Below are 14351 nucleotides of genomic sequence, written 5' to 3'. Positions count from 1 at the left end.
GATGGGGGCGGCCCGATCACTCGGGCCGCCCCCATCGCCGTACCGCTCGCCGTACCGGCGTCGTACCACTCGCCGTACCGCGCGAGGCGTGAGGCGCGCGGCGGGTCAGATGCGGGTCAGATCCGGACTTCCACCGTGCGCGCCAGCCGGTCGTGCAGGCCCCGGCCGTCGCGGTCCCAGATCAGCGCCGGGAGGGCGAGGCACAGCAAGACCGAGCGGAGCAGGGCGCGCAGCGGGCTGGGACGGCCGGTGGCCACGTCCACGACGCGCAGGCCGAACAGGCGCTTGCCCGGGGTGAAGCCGACCGTGCCGACGGTCAGCACGCTCAGCACGAAGAAGATCAGCAGCGCCCAGTTGCTCGCCGTCTGCCCGTAGCTGCCCGTGATCAGGCCGTATGCGATCAGGGAGCACAGGGCCCAGTCGACGGCCAGGGCGCCGAGCCGCCTGCCCGGGCGGGCGATCGAACCCGGTCCCTCCTCGGGCAGGCCGAGCTGCTCGCCGCGGTGTCCGAGATCGGCACCGGCCCCTTCCACGGCCGCGCGGGGGCCGGAGAGCCACGATCCGATTGCTTGCCTGTTGTCCACCCGAACACGGTACTGCGCCCGTATACGTACCGGGAACGGCGGGGTGTGCGGGCCCCCGATCCGGCCTAGGCTGGGGAGGGAGCCGGTTAACTTCTGCGAAACAAATGGGTCACGCCCGAGAAATCACCCGTCCCTAGGGTCGAGGAAGCGTGTGCCACCCGCACTGGCCGCACGAACGATCTACCAACCCGGCGGGACGGTCGGGAGTAGGAGGAGCTGGATGTTCCAGAACGCCGACGACGTCAAGAAGTTCATCGCGGACGAGGACGTCAAGTTCGTCGATGTCCGGTTCTGCGACCTGCCGGGCGTCATGCAGCACTTCACGCTGCCCGCCACGGCGTTCGACCCCGACGCCGAGCAGGCCTTCGACGGATCCTCGATCCGCGGCTTCCAGGCCATCCACGAGTCGGACATGTCCCTGCGTCCCGACCTGTCCACCGCGCGCGTCGACCCGTTCCGCCGGGACAAGACCCTCAACATCAACTTCTTCATCCACGACCCGATCACGGGCGAGCAGTACTCCCGCGACCCGCGGAACGTGGCGAAGAAGGCCGAGGCGTACCTGGCCTCCACGGGCATCGCCGACACGGCGTTCTTCGGTCCCGAGGCCGAGTTCTACGTCTTCGACTCCGTCCGCTTCGCCACCCGCGAGAACGAGTCCTTCTACCACATCGACTCCGAGGCCGGCGCCTGGAACACCGGTGCGCTGGAGGACAACCGCGGTTACAAGGTCCGCTACAAGGGCGGCTACTTCCCGGTCCCGCCGGTCGACCACTTCGCCGACCTGCGCGCCGAGATCTCCCTGGAGCTGGAGCGGTCCGGCCTCCAGGTCGAGCGTCAGCACCACGAGGTGGGCACCGCGGGCCAGGCGGAGATCAACTACAAGTTCAACACGCTGCTCGCGGCCGCGGACGACCTCCAGCTCTTCAAGTACATCGTGAAGAACGTGGCCTGGAAGAACGGCAAGACGGCGACCTTCATGCCGAAGCCGATCTTCGGTGACAACGGCTCGGGCATGCACGTCCACCAGTCGCTGTGGTCGGGCGGCGAGCCGCTCTTCTACGACGAGCAGGGCTACGCCGGCCTGTCGGACACCGCCCGCTACTACATCGGCGGCATCCTCAAGCACGCCCCGTCGCTGCTGGCCTTCACCAACCCGACGGTGAACTCGTACCACCGCCTGGTGCCGGGCTTCGAGGCGCCGGTGAACCTGGTGTACTCGCAGCGCAACCGCTCCGCCGCGATGCGCATTCCGATCACGGGCTCGAACCCGAAGGCCAAGCGCGTCGAGTTCCGCGCCCCGGACGCCTCCGGCAACCCGTACCTGGCCTTCTCGGCCCTGCTGCTGGCGGGCCTGGACGGCATCAAGAACAAGATCGAGCCGGCCGAGCCGATCGACAAGGACCTCTACGAGCTGGCTCCCGAGGAGCACGCGAACGTGGCGCAGGTCCCGACCTCGCTCGGCGCGGTCCTCGACCGCCTGGAGGCCGACCACGAGTTCCTGCTGCAGGGCGACGTGTTCACGCCGGACCTGATCGAGACGTGGATCGACTTCAAGCGCGCCAACGAGATCGCGCCGCTGCAGCTGCGTCCGCACCCGCACGAGTTCGAGATGTACTTCGACGTGTGATCGACGGGTCCCGCCGATCCGGCCGGCGCCCCCGTCCCCGTTTCCCGGGGGCGGGGGCGCCGTCGTGCGTGGCCGAAAACCCTTCACAGGGTGCGGGCGGGCCGGGATCATGTCTACTGACACGGTTGTTCGAGTCAGGTTGACGTCGGGGGGACGGGGAGAGTGCCGGAGATGCCGGATCGCGACGACGAGGAGCGCGAGTACGACCTGAGGTGGGCGGAGGGTGCCGAGCACAAGGAGCCCTCGGCGCGCGCCCGGATGCTCGCCGCGCGCTGGAAGGAGAACCCGCCCGGCCCGGTCCCCTTCCGCGCCGACCCCGACCGCGTGGGCTCACGCCGCCGGTCGTCGTGGGTGTCCACCGTCGTGGTGCTCGGCTGTGTGGCCGCGGTGATCGTGCTGCTCGGTTACATCAATTTCCGGGCGCCCTACTAGGACCGTCCCGCACGCCAGTACCGTCCTGCACGCCAGGACCGTCCCGCACGCCGGTACCGTCCCGCCCGCCCGGGACCGCCGCCCTCAGCGGAACGCGTCGGCGTTGCGGGCGGCCCAGTCGGCGAAGGGGCGCGGGGCCCGGCCGAGGACGCGCTCGATGTCCGGGCTGACGCGCAGCTCGGCCGGGCTCGGGTTGCCGACGATGTCGAGGGTGTCGTCGGCCAGTTCCGCCGGCATGCTCCGGGCCATGGCGGTCCTGGCCTCCTCCCGGGTCAGCTCGTGGAAGGCCACGGGCGAACCCAGTGCGGCGGCGATGGCCTCCGTCTGCCCGCGCGGGGTGATCACCTCCGGGCCGGTCAGCTCGTAGGCCCCGCCGGTGTGCCGGTCCTCCAGCAGGCAGGCAGCCGCCACCGCGGCGATGTCGGCCGGGTCGACGACCGGTACTCCCACGTCGCCGAAGGGCGCGGCGACGACCCGTCGCGCACGGACGGACTCGGCCCACCACAGCGCGTTGGAGGCGAAACCGCCCGGCCGCAGCACGGCCCATTCCAGGCCGGACTCCCGCAGTGTGTCCTCCAGTTCGCGCATCGCGATCCGCGTCGTCCCGAAGGGCCTGGTCACCACGCCGAGCGTGGAGAGCAGGACGATGCGGCGGACCCCGTTGTCCGCGGCCTCGCCGATGAGGTCGGCGGGGTTGGCGCCGACCGCGTGCAGGTCGCCGGACAGCAGCAGGAACAGCGACTTCGCCCCGGCCAGCGCGGGCCGCAGGCCGGCCGGCTCGGCGAGGTCGGCCACCACGTGGCGGACGCCGTCCGGCACCGCCGCCGGGTGCCGTGACACCGACGTCACCTGCTCGCCCGCCTCTGCCAGCGCCCGCGTCAGCGGCCGGCCGATGTTCCCGGTGGCCCCGGTCACCACGATCATGATCAGCTCCTTCTCGGATGTCCTGTTGGATCTTCACGCTAGGAGGAACGGCTAACTTTTGGTAAGGGCATACCTGAAGGTAAGCTCATGACATGACAGAAGGCTTGCAGCCCGGACGCGTCGAGACCGGCGCGCGGTATGACGTGTTTCACACCGACTGCCTGGCGCGCGACATGGTCGACCACGTGACCAGCAGGTGGGGCATCTGGGTGCTGATCGCCCTGCGGCGCAACGACCTCCGGTTCTACGAGCTGCGCGAGAGCATCCAGGGCATCAGCGAGAAGATGCTCGCCCAGACCCTGCGCGTCCTGGTCGAGGACGGCCTGGTCTGGCGGGAGGTCGAGCCGACGACTCCGCCCCGGGTCACGTACGGGCTGAGCGAGTTCGGCCGGGACATCGGCGAGCCGCTGACGGAGCTGTTCGACCGCATCACCCGGCGGCTGTCGGCGCCGCTCGACACCGCCTAGCCTCCGGGGCGCCGGGTGCACACTGGACAGCGGGACGAGTGCCCGACTGTGAGGTGGTACAGATGCAGAGCCGCTTCCGGAGCGACCGGCGGTTGACCGTGCGCATGGGGGTCACCCTCTTCCTGCTCGGCCTGTTGTACGTGGGTTTCGTCGCCGCGCTGATCGCGCTGCTGAAGTCCTGGGTCCTGGTCGTGGTGATCGTGGCGCTGGTGTTCGGGGCGCAGTACTGGTTCTCCGACCGGATCGCGTTGTTCGCGATGCGCGGCCGGGTCGTGGAGCGGGAGGAGTATCCCGAGCTGCACGGGGTGGTGGACCGGCTGGCGGCGATGGCCGACATGCCGAAGCCGGTGGTCGCGGTGTCGGAGATGGAGATGCCGAACGCCTTCGCCACCGGCCGCAATCCGGACAACGCGGTGGTCTGTGTCACGACCGGGCTGCTGCGGCGGCTGGAACCCGCGGAGCTGGAGGGGGTGCTGGCGCACGAGCTGTCGCACGTGGCGCACAAGGACGTCGCGGTGATCACGGTGGCCTCGTTCCTGGGCGTGATCGCGGGGCTGATCGTGCGGTTCGCCTTCTACTCCCAGCTCTTCGGCGGGCGGCGGGACCAGAACACGATGGCGGTGCTGGCGGTCGTGATGGGCGTCTCGGCGGCCGTGTACGCGCTCAGCTTCCTGCTGATCCGGGCCCTGTCCCGGTACCGGGAGCTGGCGGCCGACCGGGCCGCGGCCCTGCTCACCGGGCGCCCCTCGGCGCTGGCGGCGGCGCTCACCAAGGTCACCGGCGACATCGCCCGCATCCCGACCAGGGACCTGCGCACGGCCCAGGCCTTCAACGCCTTCTACTTCACCCCGGCCTTCGGCAGCGATCCCGGCCTCGGCCGGTTCTTCGCCACCCACCCCAGCCTGGAGCAGCGGCTCGACCAGCTGGGCCGGATCTCCACCGAGCTGGGCGAGGCGCCGGCGCCCGGCAGGGCCTGAGGCGCGGGCATGGGACTGCTGGACATCCTGCTCGGCCGCTCCAGGGCCGTGGGCCCGGATCTGGACCGGCTCTTCGCACTGCCCTCGGCGGCGGTGGGCCTGGAGGCCGCCGCCGGGTTCCGTCCGACCGGGCAGGGGGCGGTGTGCTTCGCGACGGTAGAGGGCGCCGCCTTCGAGCGCACGCACCGCGAGATCCGCGCCCTGCTGGACGCGGACGCCGGACGCACCCCGGTGGAGCCGACCCACGACTCCTACGGCTACTCCTGGCTCGTCTCGCAGCGCTCCCCGGGTGAGCTGCCCCTTCTGGTGAACGACCTGCACGCGGTGAACAGCAGCCTGGAGGCGGGCGGGTTCGGCCCGCGGCTGCTGTGCTCCCTGGCCGGTTTCGTGGACGACGACGGGCGGCGGCTCGCCCTCGTCTACCTCTACAAGCGCGGCACGTTCTATCCCTTCGCACCCCTGCCAGGCGAACGGCTGCGGCGGGACAACGCGCTGGAACTGCGGATACGCGCGGTGCTCGCCGACGAACTTCCGGTCGAGGGCGACCTGGGCCGCTGGTTCCCGGTGTGGGGCGCGCCCGGACTCTGACTCGCCGCGCGCCGCCGCCTGTCAGTGGGGTCGGGCACGATATCCGTACCGAGGACGCTACGGACGTGACGACGGGCGGAGGGCCCCATGGATGACGGCGGACGGCGGCACATCGGGACGGCCGAGCGGCGGCACCGGCTGGCCCTGCGCCAGCGGCTGGCGGGGGCCGCGCGGGCGGGGAGCCCGGAGGAGGTCGCCGGATCGCTGGTGGCACTGCACGGCACGGACCCGGCGGCGGTGCACCTGGCGGTGGGCGCGCGGCTGGCGGACGCGGCCAAGACCGTGGGCGAGACCGAGCGGGCGCTGTACGAGGACGGGGCGCTGGTCCGGATGCACGGCATGCGGCACACGGTGTTCGTGTTCCCCACCGGGCTGACGGCGGTCGTGCACGCCTCCACCGGCCGCACCGTCGCCGCCCGGGAGCGGGCCAGACTGCTCAAGAACATGGCGGCGGCCGGGGCGCCGGACGCCGCCTGGCTGACCGAGGTGGAGGAGTCCGCACTGGCCGCGCTGGCCCGGCGCGGCCAGGCCACGGCGGCCGAACTGGCCCGCGACGAGCCGCGGCTCAAGGAGCAGTACGTCTACGCGGCCGGGAAGAGCTACGAAGGGGTGCACACCGTCTCCACCCAACTGCTGAGGGTGCTGGGCGTGGAGGGCAAGGTGGTGCGGGGGCGGCCGCTGGGCTCGTGGACGTCCAGCCAGTTCCGCTGGGCACCGGCGCCGGAGCATCCCGAGCTGGACCCGGGCGAGGCCCAGGCCGAGCTGTTGCGCCGGTGGCTGACGGCATGCGGTCCGGCGACCGAGGACGACCTCAAGTGGTGGACCGGGTGGCGGGTGACGGAGGTGCGCCGCGCGCTGACCGCGATCGGCGCGGAGACGGTCTCGCTGGACGAGGGCACGGGGTACGTCGTCTCCGGTGACACCGGCCCGGTCGCCGGACCCGCCGAGCCGTGGGCGGCGCTGCTGCCCGCGCTGGACCCCACCGCGATGGGCTGGCAGCAGCGGGACTGGTACCTGGCCCCCGGGCTGCGGCCGATGCTCTTCGACCGCAGCGGCAACGTGGGACCGACCGTGTGGTGGAACGGCCGCGTGGTCGGCGGCTGGGCCCAGCGCGCCGACGGCGAGATCGTCTGGCGGCTGGCGGCCGGCGAGGACATCGGCGGCGACGCCGAGGCCGCGATCGGGACGGAGGCGGAACGCCTGTCGTCCTGGGTGGGCACGACCCGGATCACGCCGCGGTTCCGGACGCCGCTGGAACGGGAGCTGTCGGCGTAGGGCAGACCTTCGAACCCCGAACCCCGAACCCCGAACGCCGGGCGCCCTCAGAGGGGAGGGCACCCGGCGTCCCGCTCACCGCGAGTACCGCATCAACGCCCGCACCATGTGGCACGTGGTGTCCGACGGCGGGTGGACCCCGATGGTCAGGGCAGCGCTCCGTATCCGCTCGTCGCGCGCCTGGTTGGGCAGGTAGACGCCGGAGTCGAGCAGGGCGATGGCGAGCCGCATCGCCTTGAGCCGGCGGTTGTGCGTCACGTACCACTCGCGGGGGCGGCCCGCCGGCAGCGGACGCTTCTCCACGGGTTCGTACGGCAGGTCGAGCAGGACGGGCCGCTTGGTGGTGGACTGGGTGGGCAACGGCTTCGGCTTCAGTGCGGCAGCGGGCACGGGCATCCTCCTGTCGCGGTCGGGGCGCCGTCCGGACCTCCCGGCGACACCCTCGAACACTGCTTCTATTTTACTGCCCCCCACTGACAAAAGCCCCTGCCCACAAGGCCTTTCGGGGCCGCTGGGACGCACGTGGTGAACGAGTTCCGGCACCCTCCGGCTACCGTGTCCGGCATGGAGATCTGGATCAATCCGGCCTGTTCGAAGTGCCGCAGCGCCATCAGTCTGCTCGACGCGCAGGGGGCCGACTACACCGTCCGCCGCTACCTGGAGGACGTACCGAGCGCGGACGAGATCCGCGAGGTGCTCACCCGGCTCGGACTCGAACCGTGGGACATCACCCGCACCCAGGAGGCGGCCGCCAAGGAACTGGGCCTGAAGGACTGGGCCCGTGACGGGGCGTCACGCGACCGCTGGATCACCGCGCTCACCGAACACCCGAAGCTGATCCAGCGCCCGATCATCACGGCGGACGACGGAACGGCCGTGGTGGGCCGCACCGACGAGGCGGTCCGGGACGCCCTGTCCCGGTAGACCGGGGCCCGGCGGTGTGACGCAGGTTACGTGCGCATGTCGTCGCGACCGGTGAGTAACTCCGTTCGGTATCTCGTACATAGCGGCGTACGCTCCCCTACCTCTTCAGGAGGCGCGCATGTCGCGCAGGAGAACTCTCGGTACGCAGAAGAAGATCGCGCTGCTGGTCTGCGCCGCCGCGGTGGCCGGTGGCGGCGCCTTCCTCGCGGCGAACGCGTCGAACGCCGCGCAGACCACCCCGGAAGCGCGGACCAAGGCCGCCCAGGACTCGGGCGTCTGCCAGGGCCTGGCCACCGCGCTCGGCAACAACCAGCGTTTCATCGAGGGCCAGCGGGCCAATCCCGACGCGCAGTCCGAGGCCCGGATCGAGAACCGCGAGGCCGTCGTCGCGGAGATCGAGCGCAAGCAGGCGGCGTCCGGGTGCGCGGTCGGGGAGTCGGCTCAGGACCCCCAGGCCGCGCAGCCGCCGCAGTCCGGGCAGGACACCGGGGACCAGCCCGGTGACCAAGCCGGTGACCAGGCCGGTGACCAAGCCGGGGACCAGGCCGGAGGTGCCGCGCAGGCCGGCGAGCAGGTCTGCGCCGGTGCCACCGTCACCCTCTCCGGCGAGGGCGGCGCGCCCGCCGCCTCCAGCAACCAGTTCCCGGTGGGCACCAAGCTCAGGGTGACCAACCTCGACAACGACAAGTCCACGACCGTGGAGGTGAACTCGGTCTCGGGAAGCTGCGCCCTGCTCAACAACGCGGCGTTCGAACAGGTCCGGGAGGAGGGCAAGTTCCTGATCCGGCGGGCGCTGATCGAGAAGGTCGGCTGAGGCTCAGCCCGCGGGCGCGGTGAGGAAGTCGCCGAGGCGGCGGCCGAGGCCGGGCGGCGCGGACTGGGGCAGCGCGATGGGGGTCCCCCCGCGCGAGCGAAGCCGAGCGTGGGGGAGGGACACGTCCGGCAGGACGGCCGTCTCCACGTGCGGCAGCAGGGTCCGCGCCCGGGCCGCCACCTCGGCGGCGTCGTGCGTCCTGCTGTTCCCGGCCAGGAGCAGCAGGACCGGCACCTGGAGTGCGCGCAGCGCCTCCGGGGCCGGGCGCGGTCCGGTGACCGGTCTGCGCTCGGGGAACCCGACGGCGGCCTCCTGGAGGGCGAGCCAGTCCGCGTCGAGCGGGGCCGCACCGGTCTCCCACTCCAGGAAGGCGCGGACCCGGCGGGGCGTGGGCCGCAGCAGCATCGGCAGCGCGCGCAGCAGGTAGGCCGCCTTGAACCCGGCGAAGCACTGGGTCGGGTCCAGGAGGAACAGGCGGCGTACCCGGCCGGGCGCGTGCAGGGCGTGGTGCAGGGCGATCCAGGCGCCGTAGGAGTGCCCGCCGAGGTCCGTCTCCGCGATGCCGAGGCCGTCGAGGAGCGCGTCCAGCCAGCCGGCCAGGTCGGCGACCGTACGGGGGTGGCGGTCGCCGGCCGGTGTGCTGCGGCCCGGCGCGCCGATCAGGTCGACGGCGTGGACGCGGTGGGTGCGGGACAGCTCGGCGGCCTGGGCGTACCAGGACGCGGAGGTCGCCGCACCGCCGCCCGGCAGCAGCACGAGCGGGCGGCCGTCGGCCGGGCCGCTCACGTGGACGTGCGTCTCGCCGAAGGGGGTGGGGACGGTCACCGACCCGGTCCCCGTGGGCCACTTGGCCATGACCTTGGCGTAGGCGTCGTGGAAACGGCCGGTGTTGTACGGACCGCGAGCGCTCATGAGCGGTGCCCCCTGTTTCGCTTGCTCCCTGTTCCTGCCCTTCCGGTATTGTCTCGCTCAACGAGATACTTGTCGAGCGAGACGAACACGGCAGGGGCAGTGGACACCGAAGGGAGCACCGGCGTGTCCGACCAGGATCCGGAGCTGGAGATCGTGCATCTCCTGCGCGCGGTCACCGTCGAACTGGGCGCGCACAGCGCGCGGTTCGCGCAGCGCAACGGCATGCACCCCACCGACGTCCGCGCACTCATCGCGCTGATGGACGCCGCACGGGCGGGCGAGGCGACGACCGCCGGGCGCCTGGGCGCCGCCCTCGGGCTGAACTCCGCGGGCACGACGGCGCTGGTCGACCGGCTGGAGCGGGCCGGTCACGTGCGCCGGGTGCGCGACGCAGGGGACCGGCGCAGGGTCACCGTCGAGGTGGACGAGCGGGCCGTCGCCCTGGGCTGGTCCCACTTCGGACCGCTGATCGGGCGGGCGGTGGACTTGCTGCGCGGATACGACGAGCGGGAACTGGCGGCGATCAGGGGCTTTTTGACCGGCGTGCGGGAGGCGGCCGGGGACGACGGGCGTGAGCCGCACCACAACGAGCCCGGGTAACACGGGGTTCACATATGGGCAACGGACGGGAAATCGCCCGTTGGCACGCTGCACGGCAGTAGCCGCGGCACCCCTGCCGCCCAGCGCCGCAGCACCCGCGAGTGCGCCGAGACCCACCCCGAAGGATGTGGCACCCGTGACCTTCAAGGCCGAGTACATCTGGATCGACGGCACCGAGCCGACCGCCAAGCTCCGTTCCAAGACGAAGATCATCACGGCTGCCTCCGCCGGGCTGGACGCCCTCCCGGTCTGGGGCTTCGACGGGTCCTCCACCAACCAGGCCGAGGGCAGCTCCTCGGACTGCGTGCTCAAGCCGGTCTTCTCCTGCCCCGACCCGATCCGCGGCGGCGACGACATCCTGGTGCTGTGCGAGGTCCTGGACACGGACATGTCGCCGCACCCGAGCAACACCCGCGCCGCGCTGGCCGAGCTGTCCGAGCGCTTCGCCGTGCAGGAGCCGGTCTTCGGCATCGAGCAGGAGTACACCTTCTTCAAGGGCGCCCGCCCGCTCGGCTTCCCCGAGGGCGGCTTCCCGGCCGCGCAGGGCGGCTACTACTGCGGTGTCGGCTCGGACGAGATCTTCGGCCGCGACGTCGTCGAGGCGCACCTGGAGAACTGCCTGAAGGCCGGTCTCGGCATCTCCGGCATCAACGCCGAGGTCATGCCCGGCCAGTGGGAGTTCCAGGTCGGCCCGCTGGCCCCGCTGGAGGTCTCCGACCAGCTGTGGGTGGCGCGCTGGCTGCTCTACCGCACCGCCGAGGACTTCGAGGTCTCCGCCACCCTCGACCCCAAGCCGGTCAAGGGCGACTGGAACGGCGCGGGCGCGCACACCAACTTCTCCACCAAGGCGATGCGCGAGGGCCCCGAGGGCTACGCCGCGATCATCACCGCCTGCGAGTCGCTCGGTGAGGGCTCCAAGCCGATGGACCACGTCAAGAACTACGGCGCCGGCATCGACGACCGTCTGACCGGCCTGCACGAGACCGCCCCGTGGAACGAGTACTCCTACGGCGTCTCCGACCGCGGCGCCTCGGTGCGCATCCCGTGGCAGGTCGAGAAGGACGGCAAGGGCTACATCGAGGACCGCCGCCCCAACGCCAACGTCGACCCGTACGTGGTGACCCGCCTGCTCGTCGACACCTGCTGCACGGCGCTGGAGAAGGCCGGCCAGGTCTGAGCCCGGACCGCCGCCGCCCCGGCCGCGTTGTCAGTGGCGCGTGCGAGGGTGGGGACATGGAGATCGACGGTGTCCTCGCCATCGGGGTCGAGACGGAGAACGGGCAGTCGCACACCCGGATTCGGGCCGCGGAGCTGCGGGAGCTGGTGCTGCGCATCGGCCACGCCGGCGACCACTTCCTGGTGGTGCAGCGGATACCGGACATCCCCGACGTGTTCGCGCAGGTGTGGCACGAGAAGGGCGGGGAGTACCGGCTGGAGCACCGGGCCGCCGCGGACGCGTTCTTCGGGACCGACCTCGACGACGCCCACCGCGTGGCCGACCTCCTGACCGGCTGGGCCCGCCAGGAGCCCGGCTGGGACGCGGGCGTCGCCTGGGAGCCGATCGACCTGGGGCCCCAGAAGGACGTTCCGGAGCTGGGGGACGAGGTCGGGCAGCAGATCGAGCGGCTGATCCGGGATCGGCTGCGCTGCGGGTACGACGGCCGCAAGGCGCTCGTCCAGGCCGCGCAGGAGCACCTCGTCGGCGGCGAGTACGGCGAACGGCCGGTGTCCCGGGCCCAGGCCTGGCGGTCGGTGGACCGGCTGTGGCGGGAGCGGCTGGCCGAGCAGGCGGCCTGGGGCGAGGAGACCACCGACCCGGACCGCCTCACCCGGGTCTTCCAGGCCCTGGACGCGGCCGGTGTCACCGCCCGGGAGAACTTCACCTGCTGCCGGGGCTGCGGCACCGCTGAGATAGGCGCCGAGCGCGAGGGCGCCCGCGGCTTCGTCTTCTTCCACCGCCAGAGCACCGAGGCCGCCGCCGAGGGACACGGCCTCATGCTGCACTACGGCGGTTTCGACGGCTCCGAGGAGACGACGACGGCCGTCGGACACGAGGTCGTGGCGGCCTTCGCGGGGTCCGGACTGTCCACGCAGTGGGACGGCGACCCGGGCAGAGCGATCGCCGTAGCCCCGCTGGACTGGCGCAAAAGGCTGGAGGGTTGACCGCTGCGGCGGCTGGTTCCGGCCAGTCGGCGTCCACGCACTGAGAGGAGTCTCCTCTCCCCCGCCGCCGTCTGCTTCAATGGGCCCATGGCCAGCTTCCGGAAGTACGCAGCGACGGGTCGCCACGACCTCGAGCCCTTCTGGCCGTCCCGTCAGCACGACGACTTCGACCGGGTGTGTTGCCGCGCGACGATCGCGCCGGCCCGCTAGCAGCCCCACCTCACAGGCCTTCCACGCCTGCCGCCGGTGCGCACGACGTACGTCCCGCGACGCGCCCGACCACGAACTCGCGCCCGTCGCCCCTCCCGACGAACCTCTCGCGCGAAAGAGCTGACGTCTCATGGCGACCACCCGTTCCCTGTCCCCCGTCACCCTCGACTCCCCCACCGCCCGCCCCGACTCCGGCGGCCCCCGGCACCGGCTGCGCGCCGTCGCACCGGACGAGGTGGCGGACGTCGTGGACCTGCTGCCACCGGGCGCCACCTGGCTGCCCGCGCCCGCGCACACCCTGCCTGCACTGCCGGGACACCCGCCGATGGTCGGCTACCTCGTCCTCGTCCCGGCCGACCAGCAGCCGCCGTTCCGGGACCCGGCCCGGACCCGGGCCCAGGACCCGAGCCGGGGCCGGGCGGAGAACCCGCTCGTCCGGATCGACCCCGCCCGGCGCACCGCCGCCGTGGACGGACGCGAACTCGACCTGACCTACCTCGAGTTCGAACTGCTCGCCCACCTCGTCACCCACCCGAACCGGGTGCACACCCGCGACCAGCTGGTCACCACGGTGTGGGGCTACGGACACGTGGGCGACGGCCGCACCGTCGACGTGCACGTGGCCCGGCTGCGCCGGAAGCTCGGCACGGAGCACCGGCACACGATCCAGACCGTGCGGCGCGTCGGCTACAAGTACACGCCGCCCACGGGACGCTGACCGCCACCGCCCGTCTGCCGACGGCAGAGCGGCGTTCCCTCCGGCCGCCGCGCCCGGCACAGTGACGGCATGAGGCTACTGGTGCTGGGCGGTACGGAGTTCGTGGGGCGGGCCGTGGTCGAGGCGGCGCTCGGCCGCGGCTGGGAGGTGACCGTCCTGCACCGGGGACGGCACGCCCCGCCCCCCGGAGCGCGGGCGCTGCACGGCGACCGCACCGCACCCGACGGGCTCACCGCCCTGACCGGGGCCGAGGACACGTGGGACGCCGTCGTCGACACCTGGTCGGCGGCGCCCCGCGCGGTGCGGGACGCGGCCCGGCTGCTGCGGGAGCGCGCCGGACGGTACGTGTACGTGTCGAGCTGCTCGGTGTACGCCTGGGCCCCGCCCCCCGGATACACCGAGGACGCCCCGCTCGTCGAGGGCGCCTCGGCGGGCGCCGGGCAGCGCGACTACGCCCGGGACAAGCGGGGCGCCGAACTGGCCGTCCTGGACGCCTTCGGCGCGGACCGCTCGGTGCTGGTGCGGGCCGGGCTGATCCTCGGCCCGTACGAGAACATCGGCCGGCTGCCGTGGTGGCTGAACCGCACGGCCCGCGGCGGCCCGGTCCTCGCGCCGGGACCGCGGGACCTGCCCCTGCAGTACATCGACGTGCGTGACCTCGCCGACTGGGTGCTCGGCGCGGTGGAGCGGGAGCTGAGCGGGCCGTACAACCTGGTCTCCCCGCCGGGGCACACCACGATGGCCGGCCTGCTCGAAGCCTGCGCAGCGGTCACGGGCGGCACCGCGGAGCTGCGCTGGACCGCCCCCGGGACCGTCCTCGCCGCCGGCATCGAGCCGTGGGGCCAGTTGCCGGTGTGGACCCCGCCGGGCAGCGACCTGCACGACGCCCTGCAGAGCGCGGACGTCTCCCGGGCGCTGGCGACCGGCCTGGTCTGCCGACCCGTGGGCGACACCGTGGCCGACACCTGGACCTGGCTGCGGGCCCTCGGCGGCACGGCACCCCGGCGCCCGGACCGGCCACCGGTCGGCCTGGACCCGGAGACGGAGGCGAAGGCCCTCGCCGCCGACGGGCCCGGCGGGGGTGTATCTGACACCACCCCCTGACCGGGGTGCCCGGCCCAGTGCCCCGCGCC

General features: G+C 72.6%; 17 protein-coding genes. 13 read left to right on the top strand and 4 right to left on the bottom strand.

Annotation, left to right across the window (positions count from 1 at the left end):
* Window positions 1-116: 116 nt before the first annotated feature.
* On the bottom strand, window positions 117-584 hold the full coding sequence (locus tag ACFV9J_RS33570) for an RDD family protein (protein WP_385360690.1): 468 nt from the start codon (window positions 582-584) through the stop codon (window positions 117-119).
* 220 nt (window positions 585-804) lie between these two features.
* Between ACFV9J_RS33570 and glnA the strand changes: the two genes are divergently transcribed.
* Complete coding sequence (glnA, locus tag ACFV9J_RS33565) at window positions 805-2214, top strand: type I glutamate--ammonia ligase (RefSeq protein ID WP_003976617.1); 1410 nt, start codon at window positions 805-807, stop codon at window positions 2212-2214.
* A gap of 171 nt (window positions 2215-2385) precedes the next feature.
* Window positions 2386-2646 (top strand): hypothetical protein, encoded by a 261-nt coding sequence (locus ACFV9J_RS33560; protein WP_385360687.1) that lies wholly within the window; start codon window positions 2386-2388, stop codon window positions 2644-2646.
* 84 nt (window positions 2647-2730) lie between these two features.
* On the opposite strand, the gene ACFV9J_RS33555 is transcribed toward ACFV9J_RS33560, so the two are convergent.
* Window positions 2731-3570: an SDR family oxidoreductase gene (locus ACFV9J_RS33555; protein WP_385360684.1), complete on the bottom strand. Its 840-nt coding sequence runs from the start codon at window positions 3568-3570 to the stop codon at window positions 2731-2733.
* Between the two features lie 92 nt (window positions 3571-3662).
* On the opposite strand from ACFV9J_RS33555, the gene ACFV9J_RS33550 reads away from it, so the two are divergent.
* From ACFV9J_RS33550 to ACFV9J_RS33535, 4 genes are all read left to right on the top strand, one after another.
* Window positions 3663-4037 carry a winged helix-turn-helix transcriptional regulator gene (locus ACFV9J_RS33550; RefSeq protein ID WP_385360681.1) on the top strand — a complete coding sequence of 125 codons (375 nt, stop codon included), beginning with the start codon at window positions 3663-3665 and terminating at the stop codon, window positions 4035-4037.
* Between the two features lie 62 nt (window positions 4038-4099).
* Window positions 4100-5014, top strand: a complete 915-nt coding sequence (gene htpX, locus ACFV9J_RS33545; protein ID WP_385360678.1) for a zinc metalloprotease HtpX — start codon at window positions 4100-4102, stop codon at window positions 5012-5014.
* 9 nt (window positions 5015-5023) lie between these two features.
* Window positions 5024-5602 carry a hypothetical protein gene (locus tag ACFV9J_RS33540; RefSeq protein WP_385360675.1) on the top strand — a complete coding sequence of 193 codons (579 nt, stop codon included), beginning with the start codon at window positions 5024-5026 and terminating at the stop codon, window positions 5600-5602.
* An 87-nt stretch (window positions 5603-5689) separates the two neighbouring features.
* Window positions 5690-6877, top strand: coding sequence for a winged helix DNA-binding domain-containing protein (locus ACFV9J_RS33535; RefSeq protein WP_385360672.1), 1188 nt, complete (start codon window positions 5690-5692; stop codon window positions 6875-6877).
* A 75-nt stretch (window positions 6878-6952) separates the two neighbouring features.
* Here the strand turns inward: ACFV9J_RS33535 and ACFV9J_RS33530 are convergent, their stop codons facing one another.
* Complete coding sequence (locus ACFV9J_RS33530) at window positions 6953-7267, bottom strand: hypothetical protein (protein ID WP_385360669.1); 315 nt, start codon at window positions 7265-7267, stop codon at window positions 6953-6955.
* Between the two features lie 174 nt (window positions 7268-7441).
* On the opposite strand from ACFV9J_RS33530, the gene ACFV9J_RS33525 reads away from it, so the two are divergent.
* Together ACFV9J_RS33525 and ACFV9J_RS33520 are read left to right on the top strand one after the other, a co-directional pair.
* The gene (locus tag ACFV9J_RS33525; protein ID WP_385360667.1) at window positions 7442-7801 is read left to right on the top strand and encodes an arsenate reductase family protein; all 360 of its coding nucleotides are present in this window, start codon (window positions 7442-7444) and stop codon (window positions 7799-7801) included.
* A gap of 118 nt (window positions 7802-7919) precedes the next feature.
* Window positions 7920-8615: a hypothetical protein gene (locus ACFV9J_RS33520; RefSeq protein WP_385360664.1), complete on the top strand. Its 696-nt coding sequence runs from the start codon at window positions 7920-7922 to the stop codon at window positions 8613-8615.
* 3 nt (window positions 8616-8618) lie between these two features.
* On the opposite strand, the gene ACFV9J_RS33515 is transcribed toward ACFV9J_RS33520, so the two are convergent.
* Window positions 8619-9527, bottom strand: a complete 909-nt coding sequence (locus ACFV9J_RS33515; protein ID WP_385360662.1) for an alpha/beta fold hydrolase — start codon at window positions 9525-9527, stop codon at window positions 8619-8621.
* 123 nt (window positions 9528-9650) lie between these two features.
* Here ACFV9J_RS33515 and ACFV9J_RS33510 point away from each other — a divergent pair, with 123 nt between their 5' ends.
* The 5 genes from ACFV9J_RS33510 (at window position 9651) to ACFV9J_RS33490 (ending at window position 14322) form a co-directional block, all read left to right on the top strand.
* Window positions 9651-10127: a MarR family winged helix-turn-helix transcriptional regulator gene (locus ACFV9J_RS33510; protein ID WP_385360660.1), complete on the top strand. Its 477-nt coding sequence runs from the start codon at window positions 9651-9653 to the stop codon at window positions 10125-10127.
* A gap of 136 nt (window positions 10128-10263) precedes the next feature.
* Window positions 10264-11304, top strand: a complete 1041-nt coding sequence (gene glnII, locus ACFV9J_RS33505) for a glutamine synthetase (RefSeq protein WP_385360657.1) — start codon at window positions 10264-10266, stop codon at window positions 11302-11304.
* Between the two features lie 56 nt (window positions 11305-11360).
* Complete coding sequence (locus tag ACFV9J_RS33500; RefSeq protein WP_385360654.1) at window positions 11361-12290, top strand: DUF6891 domain-containing protein; 930 nt, start codon at window positions 11361-11363, stop codon at window positions 12288-12290.
* 340 nt (window positions 12291-12630) lie between these two features.
* Window positions 12631-13218, top strand: a complete 588-nt coding sequence (locus ACFV9J_RS33495) for a winged helix-turn-helix domain-containing protein (RefSeq protein ID WP_385360651.1) — start codon at window positions 12631-12633, stop codon at window positions 13216-13218.
* 69 nt (window positions 13219-13287) lie between these two features.
* The gene (locus tag ACFV9J_RS33490; protein WP_385360649.1) at window positions 13288-14322 is read left to right on the top strand and encodes an SDR family oxidoreductase; all 1035 of its coding nucleotides are present in this window, start codon (window positions 13288-13290) and stop codon (window positions 14320-14322) included.
* Window positions 14323-14351: the final 29 nt, after the last annotated feature.

Origin of the sequence: Streptomyces sp. NPDC059906 (assembly GCF_042730645.1) — a bacterium.
Taxonomy (GTDB): domain Bacteria; phylum Actinomycetota; class Actinomycetes; order Streptomycetales; family Streptomycetaceae; genus Streptomyces; species Streptomyces rubrogriseus.
Note: the sequence above shows the minus strand (reverse complement) of the source record. Positions and strands in the feature narration are given on the sequence as shown.

Excerpts from the sequence above, each read along its gene's own strand:
- ACFV9J_RS33500 (WP_385360654.1), top strand. The coding sequence starts at position 11,361 with ATGGAGATCGACGGTGTCCTCGCCATCGGGGTCGAGACGGAGAACGGG.
- ACFV9J_RS33550 (WP_385360681.1), top strand. The coding sequence starts at position 3,663 with ATGACAGAAGGCTTGCAGCCCGGACGCGTCGAGACCGGCGCGCGGTAT.
- ACFV9J_RS33560 (WP_385360687.1), top strand. The coding sequence starts at position 2,386 with ATGCCGGATCGCGACGACGAGGAGCGCGAGTACGACCTGAGGTGGGCG.
- ACFV9J_RS33490 (WP_385360649.1), top strand. The coding sequence starts at position 13,288 with ATGAGGCTACTGGTGCTGGGCGGTACGGAGTTCGTGGGGCGGGCCGTG.
- ACFV9J_RS33525 (WP_385360667.1), top strand. The coding sequence starts at position 7,442 with ATGGAGATCTGGATCAATCCGGCCTGTTCGAAGTGCCGCAGCGCCATC.
- ACFV9J_RS33520 (WP_385360664.1), top strand. The coding sequence starts at position 7,920 with ATGTCGCGCAGGAGAACTCTCGGTACGCAGAAGAAGATCGCGCTGCTG.
- ACFV9J_RS33495 (WP_385360651.1), top strand. The coding sequence starts at position 12,631 with ATGGCGACCACCCGTTCCCTGTCCCCCGTCACCCTCGACTCCCCCACC.
- ACFV9J_RS33515 (WP_385360662.1), bottom strand. The coding sequence starts at position 9,527 with ATGAGCGCTCGCGGTCCGTACAACACCGGCCGTTTCCACGACGCCTAC.
- ACFV9J_RS33535 (WP_385360672.1), top strand. The coding sequence starts at position 5,690 with ATGGATGACGGCGGACGGCGGCACATCGGGACGGCCGAGCGGCGGCAC.
- glnA (WP_003976617.1), top strand. The coding sequence starts at position 805 with ATGTTCCAGAACGCCGACGACGTCAAGAAGTTCATCGCGGACGAGGAC.
- ACFV9J_RS33540 (WP_385360675.1), top strand. The coding sequence starts at position 5,024 with ATGGGACTGCTGGACATCCTGCTCGGCCGCTCCAGGGCCGTGGGCCCG.
- htpX (WP_385360678.1), top strand. The coding sequence starts at position 4,100 with ATGCAGAGCCGCTTCCGGAGCGACCGGCGGTTGACCGTGCGCATGGGG.
- ACFV9J_RS33555 (WP_385360684.1), bottom strand. The coding sequence starts at position 3,570 with ATGATCGTGGTGACCGGGGCCACCGGGAACATCGGCCGGCCGCTGACG.